The following is a 16,185-nucleotide window of genomic DNA, read 5'->3' as shown; positions in this document are numbered from 1 at the left end:
CGATTGAAGCAGCAAAATTCCAATAATGAATTCTTCTTTATCGGCTTCGACCAAAGTTGTTTTGCCCGAGGGCTGGCAATCTTCAGCGTTTGCACAACTGTCACCTCAAGAAAACGTTCTAGCCTGGCTAGAGGTTGACCTGAACGCCCAATTACATTTTTCGCTAGGGCTGCTAATTGTGACAGACCAGAGGGTGCTTTTTGCCTCCCAAGAGACGGGCTCTACCCCCGTCTGGGACAGCTGGCTACTGGCTGCTGGCATGAAGATGACCCACACCGATCATGCCGGCGTGGGCACCCTGAGTTTGGTGGATGCCATGCACCGCATTGCCAGCTGGCGATTCACCTTGACGCACAACGTCACGGCCATGCGCTTGCAAGAAAAGTTTGCGGAACATCTTGAGGTTTTGACCCATGGCAAGTCCTTGGCCACATCCGCCCAAGCGCGTTGCCCACAGTGCAAATTGCAGCTAGAAAACGTAGGCGATGAGTGCCCCGTCTGTAGCCGCGAACAGCACGCGCCGCTGTCGACCTGGGGCTTGTTCCGCCTGTGGCGCTTTGCCAAGCCTTATCAATGGCGACTGTTGGCAGGCTTCTTGTTGACGCTGGCTTCTACCGCTGCAACTTTGGTGCCGCCTTACCTCACCATGCCTTTGATGGACGATGTGTTGATTCCGTTTCAAAACGGCAAAGACATTGACCACGATTTGGTCTACATGTACCTGGGAGGCTTGCTGGGTGCAGCTTTGCTGGCCTGGGGCTTGGGTTGGCTCAAAACCTACATCTTGGCCTTGGTGTCTGAGCGCATTGGTGCCGATTTGCGCACCACGGCCTATGAGCACTTGATGCGCTTGTCGCTCGAATACTTTGGTGGCCGTCGCACGGGTGACTTGATGAACCGCATTGGCGCCGAAACCGACCGCATTTGCGTGTTTTTGTCGCTGCATTTGCTGGACTTCGCCACCGATGTGCTCATGATCCTCATGACCGCCTCCATTTTAATTAGCATTGATCCCAAGCTTGCTGCAGCCACTTTGCTGCCGCTGCCTTTCATCGTGTGGTTGATTCACACAGTGCGCGACAAGCTCCGCACGGGTTTCGAGAAGATTGACCGTGTGTGGTCAGAGTTGACCAACGTCCTGGCTGACACCATTCCTGGTATCCGTGTGGTTAAGGCCTTTGCCCAAGAGACACGCGAAGCCAATCGTTTTCGCGACGCCAACAAACACAACTTGGCGGTGAATGACCGCATCAACTTTGTGTGGTCCTTGTTCTCACCCACAGTCACGCTGATGACCGAAGTTGGCTTGCTGGTGGTGTGGGGTTTTGGCATTTACTTGGTGTCGCATAACCAAATCTCGGTGGGCGTTTTGGCTGCCTTTTTGGCCTACATCGGCCGCTTTTACACACGCTTGGATTCGATGAGCCGCATCGTGTCGCACACGCAAAAAGCTGCTGCAGGTGCCAAGCGCATTTTTGAAATTCTGGACCATGTGTCCAGCGTGCCAGAGACGGTCAATCCTCAAAACTTACCAACGCCATTGCAGGGGCGCATTGAAATTCAAGATGCCGGTTTCCGCTACGGCAATCGCGCTGTGATTCGCGGCATGAACCTCACCATTCGCCCTGGCGAGATGATTGGCTTGGTGGGCCAAAGTGGTTCGGGCAAGAGCACCTTGGTTAACCTGATTTGCCGTTTTTACGACTTGAGCGAGGGCTCGATCAAACTCGATGGCATCGACATTCGCAACATCGCTTTGTCTGACTTCCGCAGCCACATTGGCATGGTGTTGCAAGAGCCATTCTTGTTCTTCGGTACGATTGCAGACAACATCGCCTATGGTTTGCCAGATGCAAGCCGCGAAGAAATCGTGGCCGCTGCCCGTGCAGCCCATGCGCACGAATTCATCTTGCGTTTGCCGCAAGGCTACGACTCGTTGGTGGGTGAACGCGGCCAAGGCTTGTCGGGTGGTGAGCGTCAGCGCATCTCGATTGCGCGTGCGTTGCTGATCAACCCACGCATCCTCATCTTGGACGAAGCCACGGCGTCGGTGGACACCGAGACTGAGCAAGAAATTCAAAAGGCCTTGGACAACTTGGTGCAAGGACGCACCACGATTGCCATTGCCCACCGTTTGTCCACGCTCAACAAAGCCGACCGTTTGGTGGTGATGGAGCAGGGCGTGGTGGTGGAAGAGGGTGACCACGACACACTCATGGCACGTCAAGGCGCTTATTACCGCCTGTATGAAGCTCAAGCGAAAAATGCAGAAGACGCCGTGGCGCGCGCTTCGACGAAGGAGTCTGTATGAGTACCGTCGTGACACAAAATTTCTCTTTGGCTTTTGACCCCTTCGGCAAACTGGTGGTCACCATGGCAGATGGCACACAACACGTGGGTGCTGTGGTGGCCCGTGCGTTTCCGATTGCCACCCCTGACCAATGCATTTCTATCTTGAGCGCCGAAGGCAAAGAACTGGCCTGGGTCGAGAACCTCAACGACCTTCCCGCCAACGAACGCGACATCGTGGCGCAAGCGCTGCAAGGCCGTGAGTTCATGCCGGAGATATTGCGTTTGGATGGGGTGAACAGCTTTTCCACGCCCAGCGTTTGGCGTGTGCAAACTAACCGTGGTCCTGCGCAGTTGGTGCTCAAAGGCGAGGAAGACATTCGCCGCTTGAGCGCTTCGCGACTCATCGTGGCCGATGCCCACGGTGTGCAGTTCTTGATTCGCGACTTGCCGTCGCTAGACCGTCACACGCGCAAGCTGCTCGACCGTTTCTTGTAAAACGGTTCGAGAGGTTTAACGGCCTTCGCAGGCTGCAAAGAAATCACGCTCGCGCTGGTAGACGCTGGTTTTCACCGCCATCAAACCCAGCACCGAATGAAACAAGTGGTCGTGTGACAGCGGTTTGTCGCGTAGGGTTTGCAAGCAGCGCGTGCTCACATGGCGGAACTGTTCAAAGCCAGGCGATAGCCAAGTGATCATGGGGACTGTGGTTTGTTCAGGCGGCGCTATGTTGTAGGGCAAGCCATGCAAATACATGTTTTTTTCGCCCAAAGATTCGCCGTGGTCTGACACATAAAGCATGGCGGGCGTGCTGATTTTTTCTTGTGCTTTGAGCCAAGTGATCACACGTGACAAGAAATAGTCAGTGAACACAAGGGTGTTGTCATAAGCATTGACCACTTGGGCTCGGTCACATTGCGACAGTGAGGTGTCGGTGCATTCAGGCGTGAAGGTTTTGAATTCTGCGGGCGTGCGCTTGAAGTAGGCGGGGCCATGGCTACCCATTTGGTGCATCACCACCACGGTGCCACGTGCGCGGCGCTCGGCGGGGAGCTTGGCGAGTTCGGCGTCGATGCGCGCGAGCATCACGGTATCGCGACATTCGTCACCTGTGCAGTGCTCAGGCAGTTTGAGGTTGGATGTGTTCACGTGAGGCACGCGCACGCATTGCTCTTTGCAGCCCGATTGGTTATCTATCCACAACACGGCGTAGCCCGCGCGTTGCAACACATCCAGCATGTTTTCAAATTCACTGCCGCGTTTGGCAAATTCGGCACGGCCCAGGTGCGAAAACATGCATGGCACCGATTCCGCCGTGCTCGTGCCGCAGGAGCTCACTTGGCTGAAACTGGTGATGTTTTCTTTGGCGAGCAAAGGGTTGGTGTTGCGCTCGTAACCATTGAGCGAGAAGTTTTGGCTGCGTGCTGTTTCTCCCAGCACAAACACCAACAGCGGTGGTTTTTGTGGCGTGCGGCCGGTGCTTGATGCAATGTGTGCATCCAATCCCAAGCTTTGCATAGGACCGCGGGGCTGATCGGAGGGAATCACCGTCATATCCAGCACGGCGTAGACGCTGTTGAGTGGGTTGATCTGGTAGCGCATCTGGGGGTGGTTGCGCATGAGCGACGAGAAGTCTTTGAAGACCAGTTGCGTCGTGCCAAACGCCAATGCCAATGACACGGCAAACAACCCAGCATTGCGCAGCATTTGTTGCGTCAAGGGCCGTGTGGTCATGGGCTGGCGCCAGAGCCACATGAGCGGTAACACAGCCAAGACTAAAACCGTACCGAGCAATTGCCAACTCAGCTGATCGCGCGCCTCACGCGTGTCGGTTTGAAGCACGTTCACCAGCATCGGTGTGTCAACCACGACGCCATACATCAGCATGTAGTGTGTGGCGAAAGCTGCGAGCAGCACAAGCAAGGTGATGGCGGGTTTGAGCGTGAAGCGCCAAGCCAGCAGTGACAACAAGGCGGCGACCACGCAAGCAATCATCAAGGCGAAAGCTACACCAAACCCCATCCCGTGCCATCCCGTGAGATCGGGCAACGCGAGCAATGTTCTCCAAAGGGCTAAGTTCCCTGCCACGGCCAGCCAAAGGCTGGCTACGACCAACAACTTAGTACTCGTGCGAGCGGTGCGGATAGGAGGTTTTAGAAACATGATGCGCATACGTCTGACGTGTTTAAGGGTTTCAAGTCGGCCACGTGCTGCCATGCTCTGGCACCACGGCACGCCACTTGAGCTCGTGTTCAATGCGCTGACGCAGCATGTCTGAAGCTTCGAGTTCGCCATGCACGACATACACCTGATCTGGCGCATGTTTCATGTGTTTGAGCCAATCTAAAAGCTGCGTGGCATCGGCATGGGCTGAAGACGATTGAAGCTGTACCACTTCGGCATTCACTGCCACCTCTTGCGCATGGATGCGCACGGTCGTCCCGCCTTTGGCCAGCGTGTCGCCGCGCGTGCCAGGTGCTTGGTAACCCGTGAGGATGACCATGTTGCGATGGTCAGGCAGGTAGTGAGCCAAATGGTGCAACACGCGCCCACCCGTGGCCATGCCACTGGCCGACAAAATCACCATGGGGCCATGGCGTTTGGCGAGCGCTTTGGACTGCTCGGGTGTTTCCACCATGGTGGCGATGTGCTTCACTTGGTGCAAAGCTTCGGCATCGAGGCGGTGCGCATCGGGGTGACGTGGCAATAACTCGGTGGTGTGCACCGCCATCGGGCTGTCCAAAAAGATGGGCAAGCTGTGCGGTATTTCGCCGCGTTCTTTGAGAAGGGAGATTGCGTAGAGCAGTGCTTGCGCACGCCCCACCGCAAACACAGGCAACACGGCAACACCGCCACGTGAGGCCACGCGTTTCAAAGCCGGTGCCAGCTCGGCCAGCACATCTTCTTGGGGGTGACTGCGGTTGCCGTAGGTGGACTCAATCAGCACGGTGTCTGCCTCGGGGGGCAAGTCAGGCGCTTTCATGATGAGGTCGTCAGGACGTCCCAAATCGCCGCTGAACAAAATACGACGACCCCCGACTTCTAAAAGAATGCTGGCTGCACCCAAGATGTGGCCTGCCGACGAGAACGTGGCTTTCCAACCAGGGAGTGGCGAAAACGTTTTGCCAATGACTTCTGGGTGTAAAAGGTTCAAGCTCACGATGGCATCGTGCTTGCTGTAAAGCGGCAGGGCAGGCGCGTGTTTGGAGTAACCGTGGCGATTCACAAACGCAGCATCCTCTTCTTGGATGTGGCCGCTGTCTGGCAGCAAGATGGCGCACAAATCGCAGGTGGCCGGTGTGGCATGCACACGGCCTCGAAAGCCTTGGCGATGTAGCAGCGGCAAATAGCCACTGTGATCTAAGTGTGCGTGGGTGAGCAGCACCGCATCCACATCGGCGGCTTCGATGGGCATTGGGTTCCAGTTGCGCAAGCGCAGCTGTTTGTAGCCCTGAAACAGACCGCAGTCGACCAGCAATTTCTTGCCGTCGTGCTGAACCAAGTATTTAGAACCGGTGACCGTACCGGTTCCGCCCAAGAATGTGATGTTGACGCTCATAGGCGAAGTATCCCCTCTTTACGTGACGATACTTCGCGCAGGTCTTAGTTAAAGAAGCGCTTGAGCTTGTCAGCCCATCCACCCTCGGCGGGTGAATGCTTCGCACCACCTTTTTTCAACGACTCATCCAGCTCTTTGAGCAGCTTGCGCTGGTGCTCGGTGAGCTTGACCGGTGTTTCCACCGAAATGTGGCAATACAAATCGCCTGGGAAGCTGGAGCGAATGCCTTTCAGGCCTTTGCCACGCAAACGGAATTGCTTGTCGCTTTGTGTGCCTTCGGGAATGTCAATCGCTGCTTCGCCGGCCAGTGTGGGCACGCGAATTTCGCCGCCCAACGCTGCGGTGGTGATGCTGATGGGCACCGAGCAGTGCAGGTCGTCGCCATCGCGCTCAAAGATGTCATGCTTCTTGACGCGAATCTCAATGAACAAATCACCGGGAGGCCCACCGTTGGTGCCAGGCTCGCCATTGCCGGTGCTGCGGATGCGCATGCCGTCGTCGATGCCGGCTGGGATTTTGACTTCGAGTGTTTTTTGCTTTTTGAGCTTGCCTTGGCCGTGACACATATTGCACGGGTCAGGAATGATCTTGCCTGAACCTCGGCAATGTGGGCAGGTTTGTTGCACGCTGAAAAAGCCTTGGCGCATTTGCACTTGGCCGCTGCCGTGGCAAGTGGTACAGGTCTTGACCGAGGTACCTGGCTTAGCGCCTGAGCCATCACAGGTTTCGCATTCGTCCCAGCCTGGAATTTTGAGCTGTGCGTCTTTGCCATTGGCCGCTTCTTCCAGCGTGATTTCCATGGCGTAGCTAAGGTCGTTGCCACGGTACACCTGACGTCCACCCGGGCCACGACGTTGCTGGCCAAAGATGTCACCAAAGATATCGCCAAAGGCTTCACCAAAACCCGCACCGCCAAAGCCGCCCGCACCACCAGGGCCGCCGCGCATATTGGGGTCCACGCCCGCATGGCCGTACTGGTCGTATGCGGCACGTTTTTCGGGGTCGGACAACATCTCGTAGGCCTCTTTGACCTCTTTGAACTGCGCCTCAGCTTCCTTGGCTTTGTCGCCTTGGTTGCGGTCGGGGTGGTGCTTCATCGCGAGTTTGCGATAAGCCTTTTTGATCTCGTCGTCGTTCGCGCCTTTGGCAAGGCCGAGTACTTCATAAAAATCGCGTTTGGACATGGTGGGGCGTTGCCGTTGTTGGGGCTTGATCAAGACTTCGCCGCGTGTTCACCTTTTCAGGCGAAACGCGGCGAGGTCAGCTCAGAAGTTGAGAAAAGGGTTTAGCCTTTTTTGACTTCTTTCACTTCAGCGTCGACCACGTTGTCGTCGGCTGGTTTGGCTTCAGGGCCGGCGGCTGCGCCACCAGCGGCTTGCGCTGCTTGCATGTCCGCGTAGACTTTTTCGCCCAGCTTTTGTGAGGCAGTCATCAAGGCTTCGGTCTTGGCATCGATGGCGGCTTTGTCTTCGCCTTTCAATGCTTCTTCCACTTCTTTGATGGCGGCTTCGATGGCTTCTTTTTCGCCAGCATCGAGCTTGTCGCCGTGCTCACCCAAGCTCTTCTTCACACTGTGAACAGCGGCGTCAGCTTGGTTGCGTGATTGCACGATTTCGAGTTTCTTCTTGTCTTCAGCAGCGTTCAACTCGGCGTCTTTCACCATTTGTTGAATCTCGTCTTCGCTCAGACCAGAGTTGGCTTTGATAGTGATCTTGTTTTCTTTGCCTGTGGCTTTGTCCTTGGCGCCCACGTGCAAGATGCCGTTTGCATCAATGTCAAACGACACTTCAATTTGAGGCGTGCCACGCGCTGCTGGTGCAATGCCTTCGAGATTGAACTCGCCCAAGCTCTTGTTGCCGGAAGCCATTTCGCGCTCGCCTTGGTAGACCTTGATGGTCACGGCGGGTTGGTTGTCGTCTGCAGTCGAGAAGGTTTGTGCAAACTTAGTGGGGATGGTCGTGTTCTTGGCAATCATCTTGGTCATCACGCCGCCCAAGGTTTCGATACCCAGAGACAAAGGCGTCACATCGAGCAATAACACGTCGGTGCGGTCACCCGACAACACTTGACCTTGAATCGCAGCGCCCACGGCCACGGCTTCGTCAGGGTTCACGTCACGACGTGGCTCTTGACCGAAGAACTCTTTGACCTTTTCTTGCACCTTGGGCATACGGCTCATACCGCCGACCAAGATCACGTCGTCAATGTCGCTCACAGACACGCCCGCATCTTTGATGGCGGTGCGGCAAGGTGCGATGGTGCGCTCGACCAACTCGTCAACCAGTTGTTCCAACTTGGCGCGGTTGAGTTTGATGTTCAAGTGCTTAGGACCTGAGGCATCTGCGGTGATGTAAGGCAAGTTGATGTCTGTCGATGTGGCCGAGGACAACTCGATCTTGGCTTTTTCAGCGGCTTCTTTCAGGCGCTGCAAGGCCAACACGTCTTTGGACAGATCAACGCCAGATTCTTTCTTGAACTCGGTGATGATGAAGTCGATGATGCGTTGGTCAAAGTCTTCGCCGCCCAAGAATGTGTCGCCGTTGGTGGACAACACTTCGAATTGTTTTTCGCCATCAACGTCCGCGATTTCGATGATGGAGACGTCAAACGTGCCGCCACCCAAGTCATACACGGCAATCTTGCGGTCGCCTTTTTCTGTTTTGTCCAAACCGAAGGCCAAGGCGGCTGCAGTGGGTTCGTTGATGATGCGCTTGACGTCCAAGCCTGCGATGCGGCCTGCATCTTTGGTGGCTTGACGTTGTGCGTCGTTGAAGTAAGCGGGCACGGTGATGACGGCTTCGGTCACTTCTTCGCCGAGGTAGTCTTCGGCGGTTTTCTTCATCTTGCGCAGAATTTCAGCGCTGATTTGAGGAGGGGCCAACTTGTTGCCACGCACTTCCACCCATGCGTCGCCGTTGTCGGCTTTGGCAATGGTGTAAGGCATCAAGTCGATGTCTTTTTGAACTTCTTTTTCGCTGAACTTGCGACCGATCAAACGCTTGACCGCGTACAAGGTGTTGCGTGGGTTGGTGACCGCTTGGCGCTTGGCGGATGCGCCGACCAAGATTTCGCCGTCTTCTTGATACGCAATGATCGACGGTGTGGTGCGAGCGCCTTCGGCGTTCTCGATCACTTTGGTCGTGTTGCCTTCCATGATGGCCACGCACGAGTTGGTGGTGCCCAAGTCAATACCGATGATTTTTCCCATGTGTAACTCCAGTAACTTTTAAAAATTCAGATGAGGCGTAGGTGTGGATAACTTCGCCGATTTCAAGTGTTTATTTAGGTGCCGCAACGGTCACCAGGGCGGGGCGTAACACCCGCTCGGCGATCAAGTAGCCTTTTTGCAGCACGGTGACCACGGTGTTGGCTTCTTGCTCAGCAGGTACCACGCTGATGGCTTGGTGTTGCGCAGGGTCAAACTTGGCACCGGCCGCAGGGTCGATGGCCACAATCTTGTTACGCTCCATCGCGCTTTTGAGCTGACGCAGCGTGGCTTCAGCGCCTTCGCGGATTTGCTCAGGCGTGGCGGTTTGCACGGCCAAGCCAGCTTCGAGGCTGTCGAGCACCGGCAGCAAGCTGTCGGCAAAGCTCTCGAGCGCGAATTTGCGGGCTTTAGAGACTTCGTCGTCTGCGCGGCGGCGGGCGTTTTGCACTTCGGCTTGGCCACGCACGTATTGGTCTTGCAGTTCAGCCACTTTGGCTTTTAAGGCGGCCACTTCGGCTTGGGCTGCGGCCAAGGGGTCGAGCGCAGCAGTAGGCTCGGCCGATGTTTGATCGGCGGGCGCCATGCCAGCCATGTGGGACGCCAAATGGTCAGCGGCAGAGTGTGCGGCTGCGGAATCTTTGTTTTCTGTAGGTTCTGACATGCTTTGTAAGGCTTGTTGGAGGGAGATTCAGCGAAGCTGAGGGCATCCAACCCTATTTCAAGAGGGGTTTTGTAAAAAATTTGCAGGGGCAAAACAAAGCGGGGCCGTGCCCCGCTTGTCATCGGCAGTCAAAAACTGCCGTGAACCCAATTTATTCGAGGCCGAGCAGCTCGACGTCGAACTTCAAGGTGGCGTTGGGAGGAATCACACCGCCCGCGCCACGTACGCCGTAGCCCAGCTCTGGCGGGATGATGAGGGTGCGTTGGCCACCAATCTTCATGCCTTGCACGCCTTCGTCCCAACCTTTGATGACCATGCCAGCGCCCAATGGGAAGTCAAACGGGTCATTACGGTCGCGGCTGGAGTCGAATTTGGCGCCTTGCTCACCGTCTTTGTAGAGCCAGCCGGTGTAGTGCACGGTCACGTGCTGGCCAGCAGCAGCTGTTGCGCCGTCGCCCACCACGTTGTCGGTGTATTGCAGGCCGGAAGGGGTCGTGTTCATGGCAAATCCTTGAGGGTCAAAAAACGTAACCCCAGAGTGTACCCAGTGACGTTTGGGGGGTGCAGGCCCCGTGGTTCTTGACGGTGGCGTCAGGCCTTTCATGATGGAAGAGAATGCAATCTTTTGAATTTTGTGGAGAGGTTCCTATGCAAGCTCGTCGCTGCTTTGTTTCTCGTGTGTTGGTTTCATGTCTGCTGATGTGTGGTGCCTTAGGGGCCCATGCACAGTCCTATCCCACCAAGCCTTTGCGCATCGTGGTGCCGTTTGGCGCTGGCGGTGTGGCTGATCTGACCGCACGCACGGTCGCGCAAAAAATGTCGGAAGGCTTGGGCCAATCTGTGGTCATTGACAACCGCCCTGGCGCTGGCGGCATTGTGGCTGCTGAAATGGTGGCCAAGTCGGAGCCCGATGGCTACACCTTGCTGCTCATGTCCAACGCCAACGCCGTGAGCGCCGGTTTGTTCAAAACATTGCCGTTTGACCCTGTCAAAGACTTCACACCTGTGTCGTTGATGGGCACGTTTGATTTGGCCATTGTCACGAGCGCTGAATCACGCTTTCAAACGCTGCCCGAGTTGTTGGCTTGGGCCAAAGCGAATCCAGGCAAGCTCAACATTGGCAGCATCAACATCGGCAGCACCCAGCACTTGACGGCTGAGTTGTTCAAATCGGTCGCCGGTTTGGATGCCCAAGTGGTGCCTTTTAATGGCACACCTGCTGTGATGACCGCCTTGCGTGGTGGTCAAATTGATGTCGCGGTGGAAGTGCTGAGCCCTGTGCTGCCGCAAATCAAAGGCGGCGCTTTGCGCGCCTTGGCCGTCACAGGTCAGAAGCGCAACACGGCTTTGCCACAAGTGCCCACGGCCAAAGAGGGCGGCGTGCCTAATTTGGTCGCCACCTCATGGAATGGGTTGGGCGTACCCGCCAAAACACCGCAAGCTGTGGTGGACCGCTTGAACAAAGAGGTGAATGCCGCTTTGCAAAATCCAGCCGTGCGCCAAAAGCTGTTGGATTTGAATGTGGAACCGCACCCCAGCACCGTGCCACAAGCACAAGAATGGTTGCAAACCGAGATCAAGCGTTGGGGTGATGTGATTCAACGCGCGGGTATTCAAAAGCAATAAACGTCAGCGGCTCATGCTCAACATCCTCACCATCACCGGCCCGATTTATTTGTCTATTGGTCTGGGATTTGCGGCCACCCGTCGTGGGATGTTCAGCAAACTCGATGGTCAGGTGTTGGGCCGCTTTGTGTTGAACTTTGCATTGCCTGCGATGTTGTTCAACGCACTGTCTCAACGCGACTTTGCCGAGGTGCTCAACCCTAACTACCTGATGGCGTACGGTGCGGGGTCGATGTTTTCCTTCGCAGTGGGCTTTTGGGTGTGGCGCATGTGGCGTAAAAAACCACTGACCGAAAGCGGCATGGTCGCGATGGGGGTGAGTTGCTCAAACAGTGGCTACGTGGGCTATCCCATCCTGTTGCAGTTTTTAGGGCCAGCGGCGGGCGTGGGGTTGGCACTGACGGTATTGATTGAAAACTTGGTCACTATTCCACTGGCTTTGGCCATTGCGGAGAGCGGTGAAACCGAGCATGTGTCCTGGCAACACACGGTGCTTCAAAGTTTGAAACGCATGATCAAACTGCCCATGATGCAAGCCATTTTGCTTGGGCTGGTGTTCTCCATGATGGGTTGGCACTTGCCTGAGGTACTGTCGAAAACCGTTAATCTTTTTGCCGCATCTACCGCGGCGATTGCGTTGTTTGTGAACGGTGGTTCTTTGGTAGGGATGCGCGTGGTTGGCTTGATTCAAGAGGTGCGCTGGATTGCGGTGGGCAAACTGGTGCTGCACCCCTTGGCAGTGGGACTCATGCTGATGGTGGTCGGGCCGATTGAGCCTAGCCTCAAAATTTCAGCGGTGTTGTTGGCGGGCATGCCCATGCTGGGCATTTATCCTTTGTTGGCACAGCGTCATGGCCAAGAAGGCTTTTGTGCTGCCGCTTTGTTGGTGACCACCATTGCATCGTTCTTCACCATCAGCCTGATTTTGTGGGCCATGGGTGAGCTGCCTGGCTGGCACGTGTAAGACGCCCATGCACATCAAAGAGTCCGAAGTTGAGGTGACCGCCATCCGTGCCCAAGGCGCGGGCGGGCAAAACGTCAACAAGGTCTCCAGTGCGATTCACCTCCGCTTTGACGTGATGGCGTCTTCTTTGCCCGAGGATGTGAAAGAACGTTTGATGTGCTTGTCAGATCACCGCATCACCAACGAGGGCGTGGTGGTGATCAAGTCGCAAGAGCACCGCAGCCAAGACATGAACCGCATCGAAGCCTTTGCGCGTTTGCTGGAATTGGTGCAAAGCGTGGCCAAGCCGCCCAAAAAACGCAAACCTACCAAGCCCACGTATGCCTCTAAGCTGCGCCGCTTAGACAGCAAAAAAAAGACCTCGGCGATCAAATCGAACCGAGGTCGGGTGCTTTAAGCGCTGCGCGTGTTTAGGCTTTGCGCAGGAAGCAAGCCTTCAACATGTAGTTACCCACATCCATCTTGCAATCCACTTCGTGGTCACCGCCGACCAAGCGAATGCTTTTGACTTTGGTACCCATCTTCAGGGTGGTCGATGAGCCTTTGACCTTCAGGTCTTTGATGAGCACCACCGCATCGCCGTCTTTGAGCACGGTGCCGTTGGCGTCTTTCACCACCGCTTCGTCTTCGTCATCTGCTGCGGCAGCGGCCACCATGGGCCACTCATGCGCGCAATCGGCGCACACGTAGTTATCGCTGTCTTGGTAAGTGTTTTCTTGGCCGCATTGGGGGCAGGCTGGAATGGTTGACATGTGTTTGTTTTCTTTCAGTGAGAGCCGTTTAAATTGATGAGGCCAAGCTGGGTGCTTAACGAATTTGCAGCTTGATGCCGTTGGCCAACGCCGCCGTGATTTCACCCACTTCGCACGCATCACCAAAGCCGTGTTGCTGGAACACCGCCAGCACTTCAGCGACCGATTCGGGGGCGCAAGCCACCAGCAATCCGCCGCTGGTTTGAGGGTCGCTCAACAAGGCTTGGTCAATCGCGTTGCATTCAGTTGAAAGCGAGATCTCACCGCCGTAGGCCTCCCAGTTGCGCCCCGAGGCACCGGTGAGCATGCCTTGCTCGGCCAGTTCGCGCACACCGTGCAACAAAGGCACTTGGCTCATATTCAGTTGCACCGTGTGGTGGCTGCCACGTGCCATTTCTAACGCATGACCCGCTAAGCCAAAGCCTGTCACATCGGTCATGGCGTGCACGCCCGCCAAGGCGGACAGAGCCGCGCCCGGTGTGTTGAGCTTTGTGGTGTTGGCAATCATTTGGGTATAGCCTTCGGGGCTGAGTGCGTTCTTTTTCAAAGCAGCCGACAGCACGCCCACGCCCAGAGGTTTGCCCAAAATCAAACGGTCGCCCACGCGTGCATCAGCATTACGTTTGATGCGTTTGGGGTGCACGAGGCCCAACACCACCAAGCCGTAAATCGGCTCGACCGAGTCAATCGTGTGGCCACCTGCGATGGGAATGCCCGCTTCACGGCACACGCTTTGGCCGCCATCCAAAATCTTGCCGATCGTTTCTGGGGGCAGCACGTTGATGGGCATGCCTACCAATGCCAAGGCCATGATGGGCGTGCCACCCATGGCGTACACATCGCTGATGGCGTTGGTGGCGGCGATGCGGCCAAAGTCAAACGGGTCATCCACGATGGGCATGAAGAAGTCGGTGGTGGCAATCAACGCTTGCTCATCGTTGAGCTGGTACACCGCTGCGTCGTCGGCCGTTTCAATGCCCACCAACAACTGCGGTGGGATGGGCATGGCGCTGGTGCTTTTGAGGATTTCGCTCAACACGCCTGGGGCAATCTTGCAGCCGCAGCCGCCACCGTGTGAGAGGCTGGTCAAGCGAGGGATGGCGGAGGGGAGGGAAGAACTCATGGCAAGGCTTTCGTGAATAGCCTTTGATTTTGCCAGCTACAAGGGCAAACCCATAGAAAGGCCGATTTGCCAGTCTAGTAGGCTGTGCAGCATCAAGAGTCTGGAGATGGGCATGCGTTTTCGTTGGTGGCTGCTGGCCATGTTGTTACCCGCGGTGTTGCCAACTGCGGTGCAAGCAGCGTCTGAGTTGCGTTGCCACTTTGAGGTCAATGCTGAGCGCTTTGAACACAGCTTCGCGCCGGTGTCTGAGCCCTATGCCGTGCAGAGCATCAATTTGGCAGACCGGTTTCGTTTCAAGGCAGTGGTGTTGGGCAACGACACCCGCGTGGACTTGGTCAACTTGTATGTGTCCTACCAAACCGACCGCCAACCCATGGTGTTGCAACACGTGAAGTTTGTGGCCCCCGTGGCGCAACGCCAGCCCACGCCAGATGCGTTGACCGGTCGCGTGGCCTTGTATTCCCCATTTTTGGGCAAAGAGTTGCAGTACGGCTGTGCTTTGCATGCGGTGGCGCCATGAAGTTTTTGCAACCTCTCATTTTGAAAACCGCAGCACTCGGTATGAGTGCTGTGCTGTGCATGAGCGCTGCAACGGCACAAGTACCCGAGCCTTTGGTGTCGGTGGTGTTTGCCGGTGACATCATGCTCGAAGGTGGCCCAGACCGTGCCATTCGCCGAGGGCGTGACCCGTTTGCCGGTGTGGCGCACTTGTTCCACGGCGCAGACATACGCCTTGGCAATTTAGAGTGCGTGGTGGCCACCGTGGGCTCTGTTGAACCCGAAAAGCCGAATGTGTTTCGTGTACATCCACGTGGCTTGAAATATGTGCAACGCCACTTCGATGCGGTGGGTTTGGCCAACAACCATTCGGGTGACTATGGCCCCGAAGCGTTTGCGCAGATGTTGGGCTTGCTCAAAAAATCAGGCTTGGGTTATTACGGCGGTGGCCACAACTTGAAAGAGGCGCACACACCACTCATTTTCGAGCGACAAGGTGTGCGTATTGCCGTACTTGGCTATGACGAGTTTCAACCGCGTAACTTTGAGGCCGACCATGACCGCCCGGGCGTGGCGTGGAGTGAGGACGAGCAAGTGGTGCGTGACATCACAGACGCACGTCGCGTGTGGAAGGCCGATGTGGTCATTCCCGTCATGCACTGGGGCTGGGAAGAGCCGATTGCCAATGCACGCCAACGTGCGTTGGCGAGGCTGATGATTGACGCGGGTGCTGATGCGGTGATCGGTGGGCATCCGCACCAGTTACAAGACACAGACATCTACAAGGGCAAACCAATTTTCTACAGCTTGGGCAACTTCGTGTTTGAAGGCTTCCCTGACAAAGTCAACAATCTAGGTTGGGTGGTGCGTCTCACGTTAGATCGGCAGGGGGTGAGGCATTGGCAGGCACACACCGTGAAGATCGACAAACAAGGCTTGCCGCGTGCTCCTGCACGGCCAACTCAAGGGGAGGTGATCCGTGAGTGAGCCTCGATGAATGCCTCTTTGCCTTGTAGCGGTAGTTCACACAAACCATGGGCGTGCACGGTTTGTTGCTGGTTGTTCACTTGGCTGTATTGCACGGCACCTGTGATGGGGTTGAGTGAGAGCTGAACCCGCTCGACCTTTTGCGGCATGACGTGTTGGTATTGAAAACGCCATTGCTGATTGGTGATGTCCGCGCTCATGCGGCGAATTTTTTGCTGGCTCAACACAGAGGGTTGTGTCGCATAGAAGAATTCAATGTGAGTTTCGCCTTGTATGCGCACGATCAGGTCGTCGTTTTCAGTTCGCTGAATATTCAATTGAAAGGTCTCAATCCTTATTTTTTGACTAACTTGCGCATCCACCACGGTAACTAATGCTTGGCAGGGTGTAACGAATGATGTTTGGGCCAAACTGCTAGTGCAAACCACACACATGCATGCGGCCACTATGCGGTTGAAATTCGTTAACAAAAGGGTCACCGTAATGCGATGCATGTCAATTATCAAAAATAGAATGTA

At 55.8% G+C, this 16,185-nt stretch carries 16 protein-coding genes; 7 read left to right on the top strand and 9 right to left on the bottom strand.

Going from position 1 to position 16,185, the window contains the following annotated elements; all coding sequences use genetic code 11:
• The first annotated feature begins 25 nt into the window (after window positions 1-25).
• Complete coding sequence (locus LINBF2_RS07520) at window positions 26-2,311, top strand: ABC transporter ATP-binding protein (protein WP_281887889.1); 2,286 nt, start codon at window positions 26-28, stop codon at window positions 2,309-2,311.
• Window positions 2,308-2,787 (top strand): DUF1854 domain-containing protein, encoded by a 480-nt coding sequence (locus LINBF2_RS07515; RefSeq protein ID WP_104797197.1) that lies wholly within the window; start codon window positions 2,308-2,310, stop codon window positions 2,785-2,787. Before LINBF2_RS07520 ends, LINBF2_RS07515 begins: the two co-directional genes overlap by 4 nt.
• Window positions 2,788-2,802: 15 nt before the next feature.
• Here LINBF2_RS07515 and LINBF2_RS07510 read toward each other — a convergent pair whose 3' ends face one another.
• From LINBF2_RS07510 to LINBF2_RS07485, 6 genes are all read right to left on the bottom strand, one after another.
• Window positions 2,803-4,452 carry a phosphoethanolamine--lipid A transferase gene (locus LINBF2_RS07510; RefSeq protein WP_281887887.1) on the bottom strand — a complete coding sequence of 550 codons (1,650 nt, stop codon included), beginning with the start codon at window positions 4,450-4,452 and terminating at the stop codon, window positions 2,803-2,805.
• 31 nt (window positions 4,453-4,483) lie between these two features.
• Window positions 4,484-5,848 carry an MBL fold metallo-hydrolase gene (locus LINBF2_RS07505; protein WP_104797198.1) on the bottom strand — a complete coding sequence of 455 codons (1,365 nt, stop codon included), beginning with the start codon at window positions 5,846-5,848 and terminating at the stop codon, window positions 4,484-4,486.
• A gap of 44 nt (window positions 5,849-5,892) precedes the next feature.
• Window positions 5,893-7,032, bottom strand: a complete 1,140-nt coding sequence (gene dnaJ / locus LINBF2_RS07500) for a molecular chaperone DnaJ (protein ID WP_104797798.1) — start codon at window positions 7,030-7,032, stop codon at window positions 5,893-5,895.
• 101 nt (window positions 7,033-7,133) lie between these two features.
• Entirely contained in the window at window positions 7,134-9,056 is a 1,923-nt protein-coding gene (dnaK, locus tag LINBF2_RS07495) for a molecular chaperone DnaK (RefSeq protein WP_281887884.1), read from the bottom strand.
• A gap of 70 nt (window positions 9,057-9,126) precedes the next feature.
• A complete protein-coding gene (gene grpE, locus LINBF2_RS07490; RefSeq protein WP_348773704.1) occupies window positions 9,127-9,717 on the bottom strand; it encodes a nucleotide exchange factor GrpE in 591 nt (196 codons plus the stop codon).
• A 151-nt stretch (window positions 9,718-9,868) separates the two neighbouring features.
• Window positions 9,869-10,219 carry an FKBP-type peptidyl-prolyl cis-trans isomerase gene (locus LINBF2_RS07485; protein ID WP_281887882.1) on the bottom strand — a complete coding sequence of 117 codons (351 nt, stop codon included), beginning with the start codon at window positions 10,217-10,219 and terminating at the stop codon, window positions 9,869-9,871.
• Between the two features lie 197 nt (window positions 10,220-10,416).
• Between LINBF2_RS07485 and LINBF2_RS07480 the strand changes: the two genes are divergently transcribed.
• From LINBF2_RS07480 to arfB, 3 genes are read left to right on the top strand one after another with little or no spacing between them, the layout of a single operon-like run.
• Window positions 10,417-11,343, top strand: coding sequence for a tripartite tricarboxylate transporter substrate binding protein (locus LINBF2_RS07480; RefSeq protein ID WP_104797201.1), 927 nt, complete (start codon window positions 10,417-10,419; stop codon window positions 11,341-11,343).
• A 13-nt stretch (window positions 11,344-11,356) separates the two neighbouring features.
• Window positions 11,357-12,307 carry an AEC family transporter gene (locus LINBF2_RS07475; RefSeq protein WP_281887880.1) on the top strand — a complete coding sequence of 317 codons (951 nt, stop codon included), beginning with the start codon at window positions 11,357-11,359 and terminating at the stop codon, window positions 12,305-12,307.
• A gap of 7 nt (window positions 12,308-12,314) precedes the next feature.
• The gene (gene arfB, locus LINBF2_RS07470; RefSeq protein ID WP_104797800.1) at window positions 12,315-12,704 is read left to right on the top strand and encodes an alternative ribosome rescue aminoacyl-tRNA hydrolase ArfB; all 390 of its coding nucleotides are present in this window, start codon (window positions 12,315-12,317) and stop codon (window positions 12,702-12,704) included.
• Between the two features lie 13 nt (window positions 12,705-12,717).
• On the opposite strand, the gene LINBF2_RS07465 is transcribed toward arfB, so the two are convergent.
• Together LINBF2_RS07465 and selD are read right to left on the bottom strand one after the other, a co-directional pair.
• The gene (locus LINBF2_RS07465) at window positions 12,718-13,059 is read right to left on the bottom strand and encodes a zinc ribbon domain-containing protein YjdM (protein WP_104797203.1); all 342 of its coding nucleotides are present in this window, start codon (window positions 13,057-13,059) and stop codon (window positions 12,718-12,720) included.
• A gap of 55 nt (window positions 13,060-13,114) precedes the next feature.
• Complete coding sequence (selD, locus tag LINBF2_RS07460) at window positions 13,115-14,182, bottom strand: selenide, water dikinase SelD (protein WP_104797204.1); 1,068 nt, start codon at window positions 14,180-14,182, stop codon at window positions 13,115-13,117.
• Between the two features lie 112 nt (window positions 14,183-14,294).
• Between selD and LINBF2_RS07455 the strand changes: the two genes are divergently transcribed.
• On the top strand, window positions 14,295-14,702 hold the full coding sequence (locus LINBF2_RS07455; protein WP_281887877.1) for a hypothetical protein: 408 nt from the start codon (window positions 14,295-14,297) through the stop codon (window positions 14,700-14,702).
• Complete coding sequence (locus LINBF2_RS07450; protein ID WP_281887876.1) at window positions 14,699-15,667, top strand: CapA family protein; 969 nt, start codon at window positions 14,699-14,701, stop codon at window positions 15,665-15,667. Before LINBF2_RS07455 ends, LINBF2_RS07450 begins: the two co-directional genes overlap by 4 nt.
• On the opposite strand, the gene LINBF2_RS07445 is transcribed toward LINBF2_RS07450, so the two are convergent.
• Window positions 15,643-15,984: a hypothetical protein gene (locus LINBF2_RS07445; RefSeq protein ID WP_281887875.1), complete on the bottom strand. Its 342-nt coding sequence runs from the start codon at window positions 15,982-15,984 to the stop codon at window positions 15,643-15,645. The two genes, LINBF2_RS07450 and LINBF2_RS07445, sit on opposite strands and share 25 nt — an antisense overlap.
• Between the last annotated feature and the right edge of the window lie 201 nt (window positions 15,985-16,185).

The organism is Limnohabitans sp. TEGF004 (assembly GCF_027924965.1).
Classification (GTDB): domain Bacteria; phylum Pseudomonadota; class Gammaproteobacteria; order Burkholderiales; family Burkholderiaceae_C; genus Limnohabitans.
The sequence above is the reverse complement of the archived record's forward strand: the minus strand, read 5'-3'. Positions and strand labels throughout refer to the sequence as shown.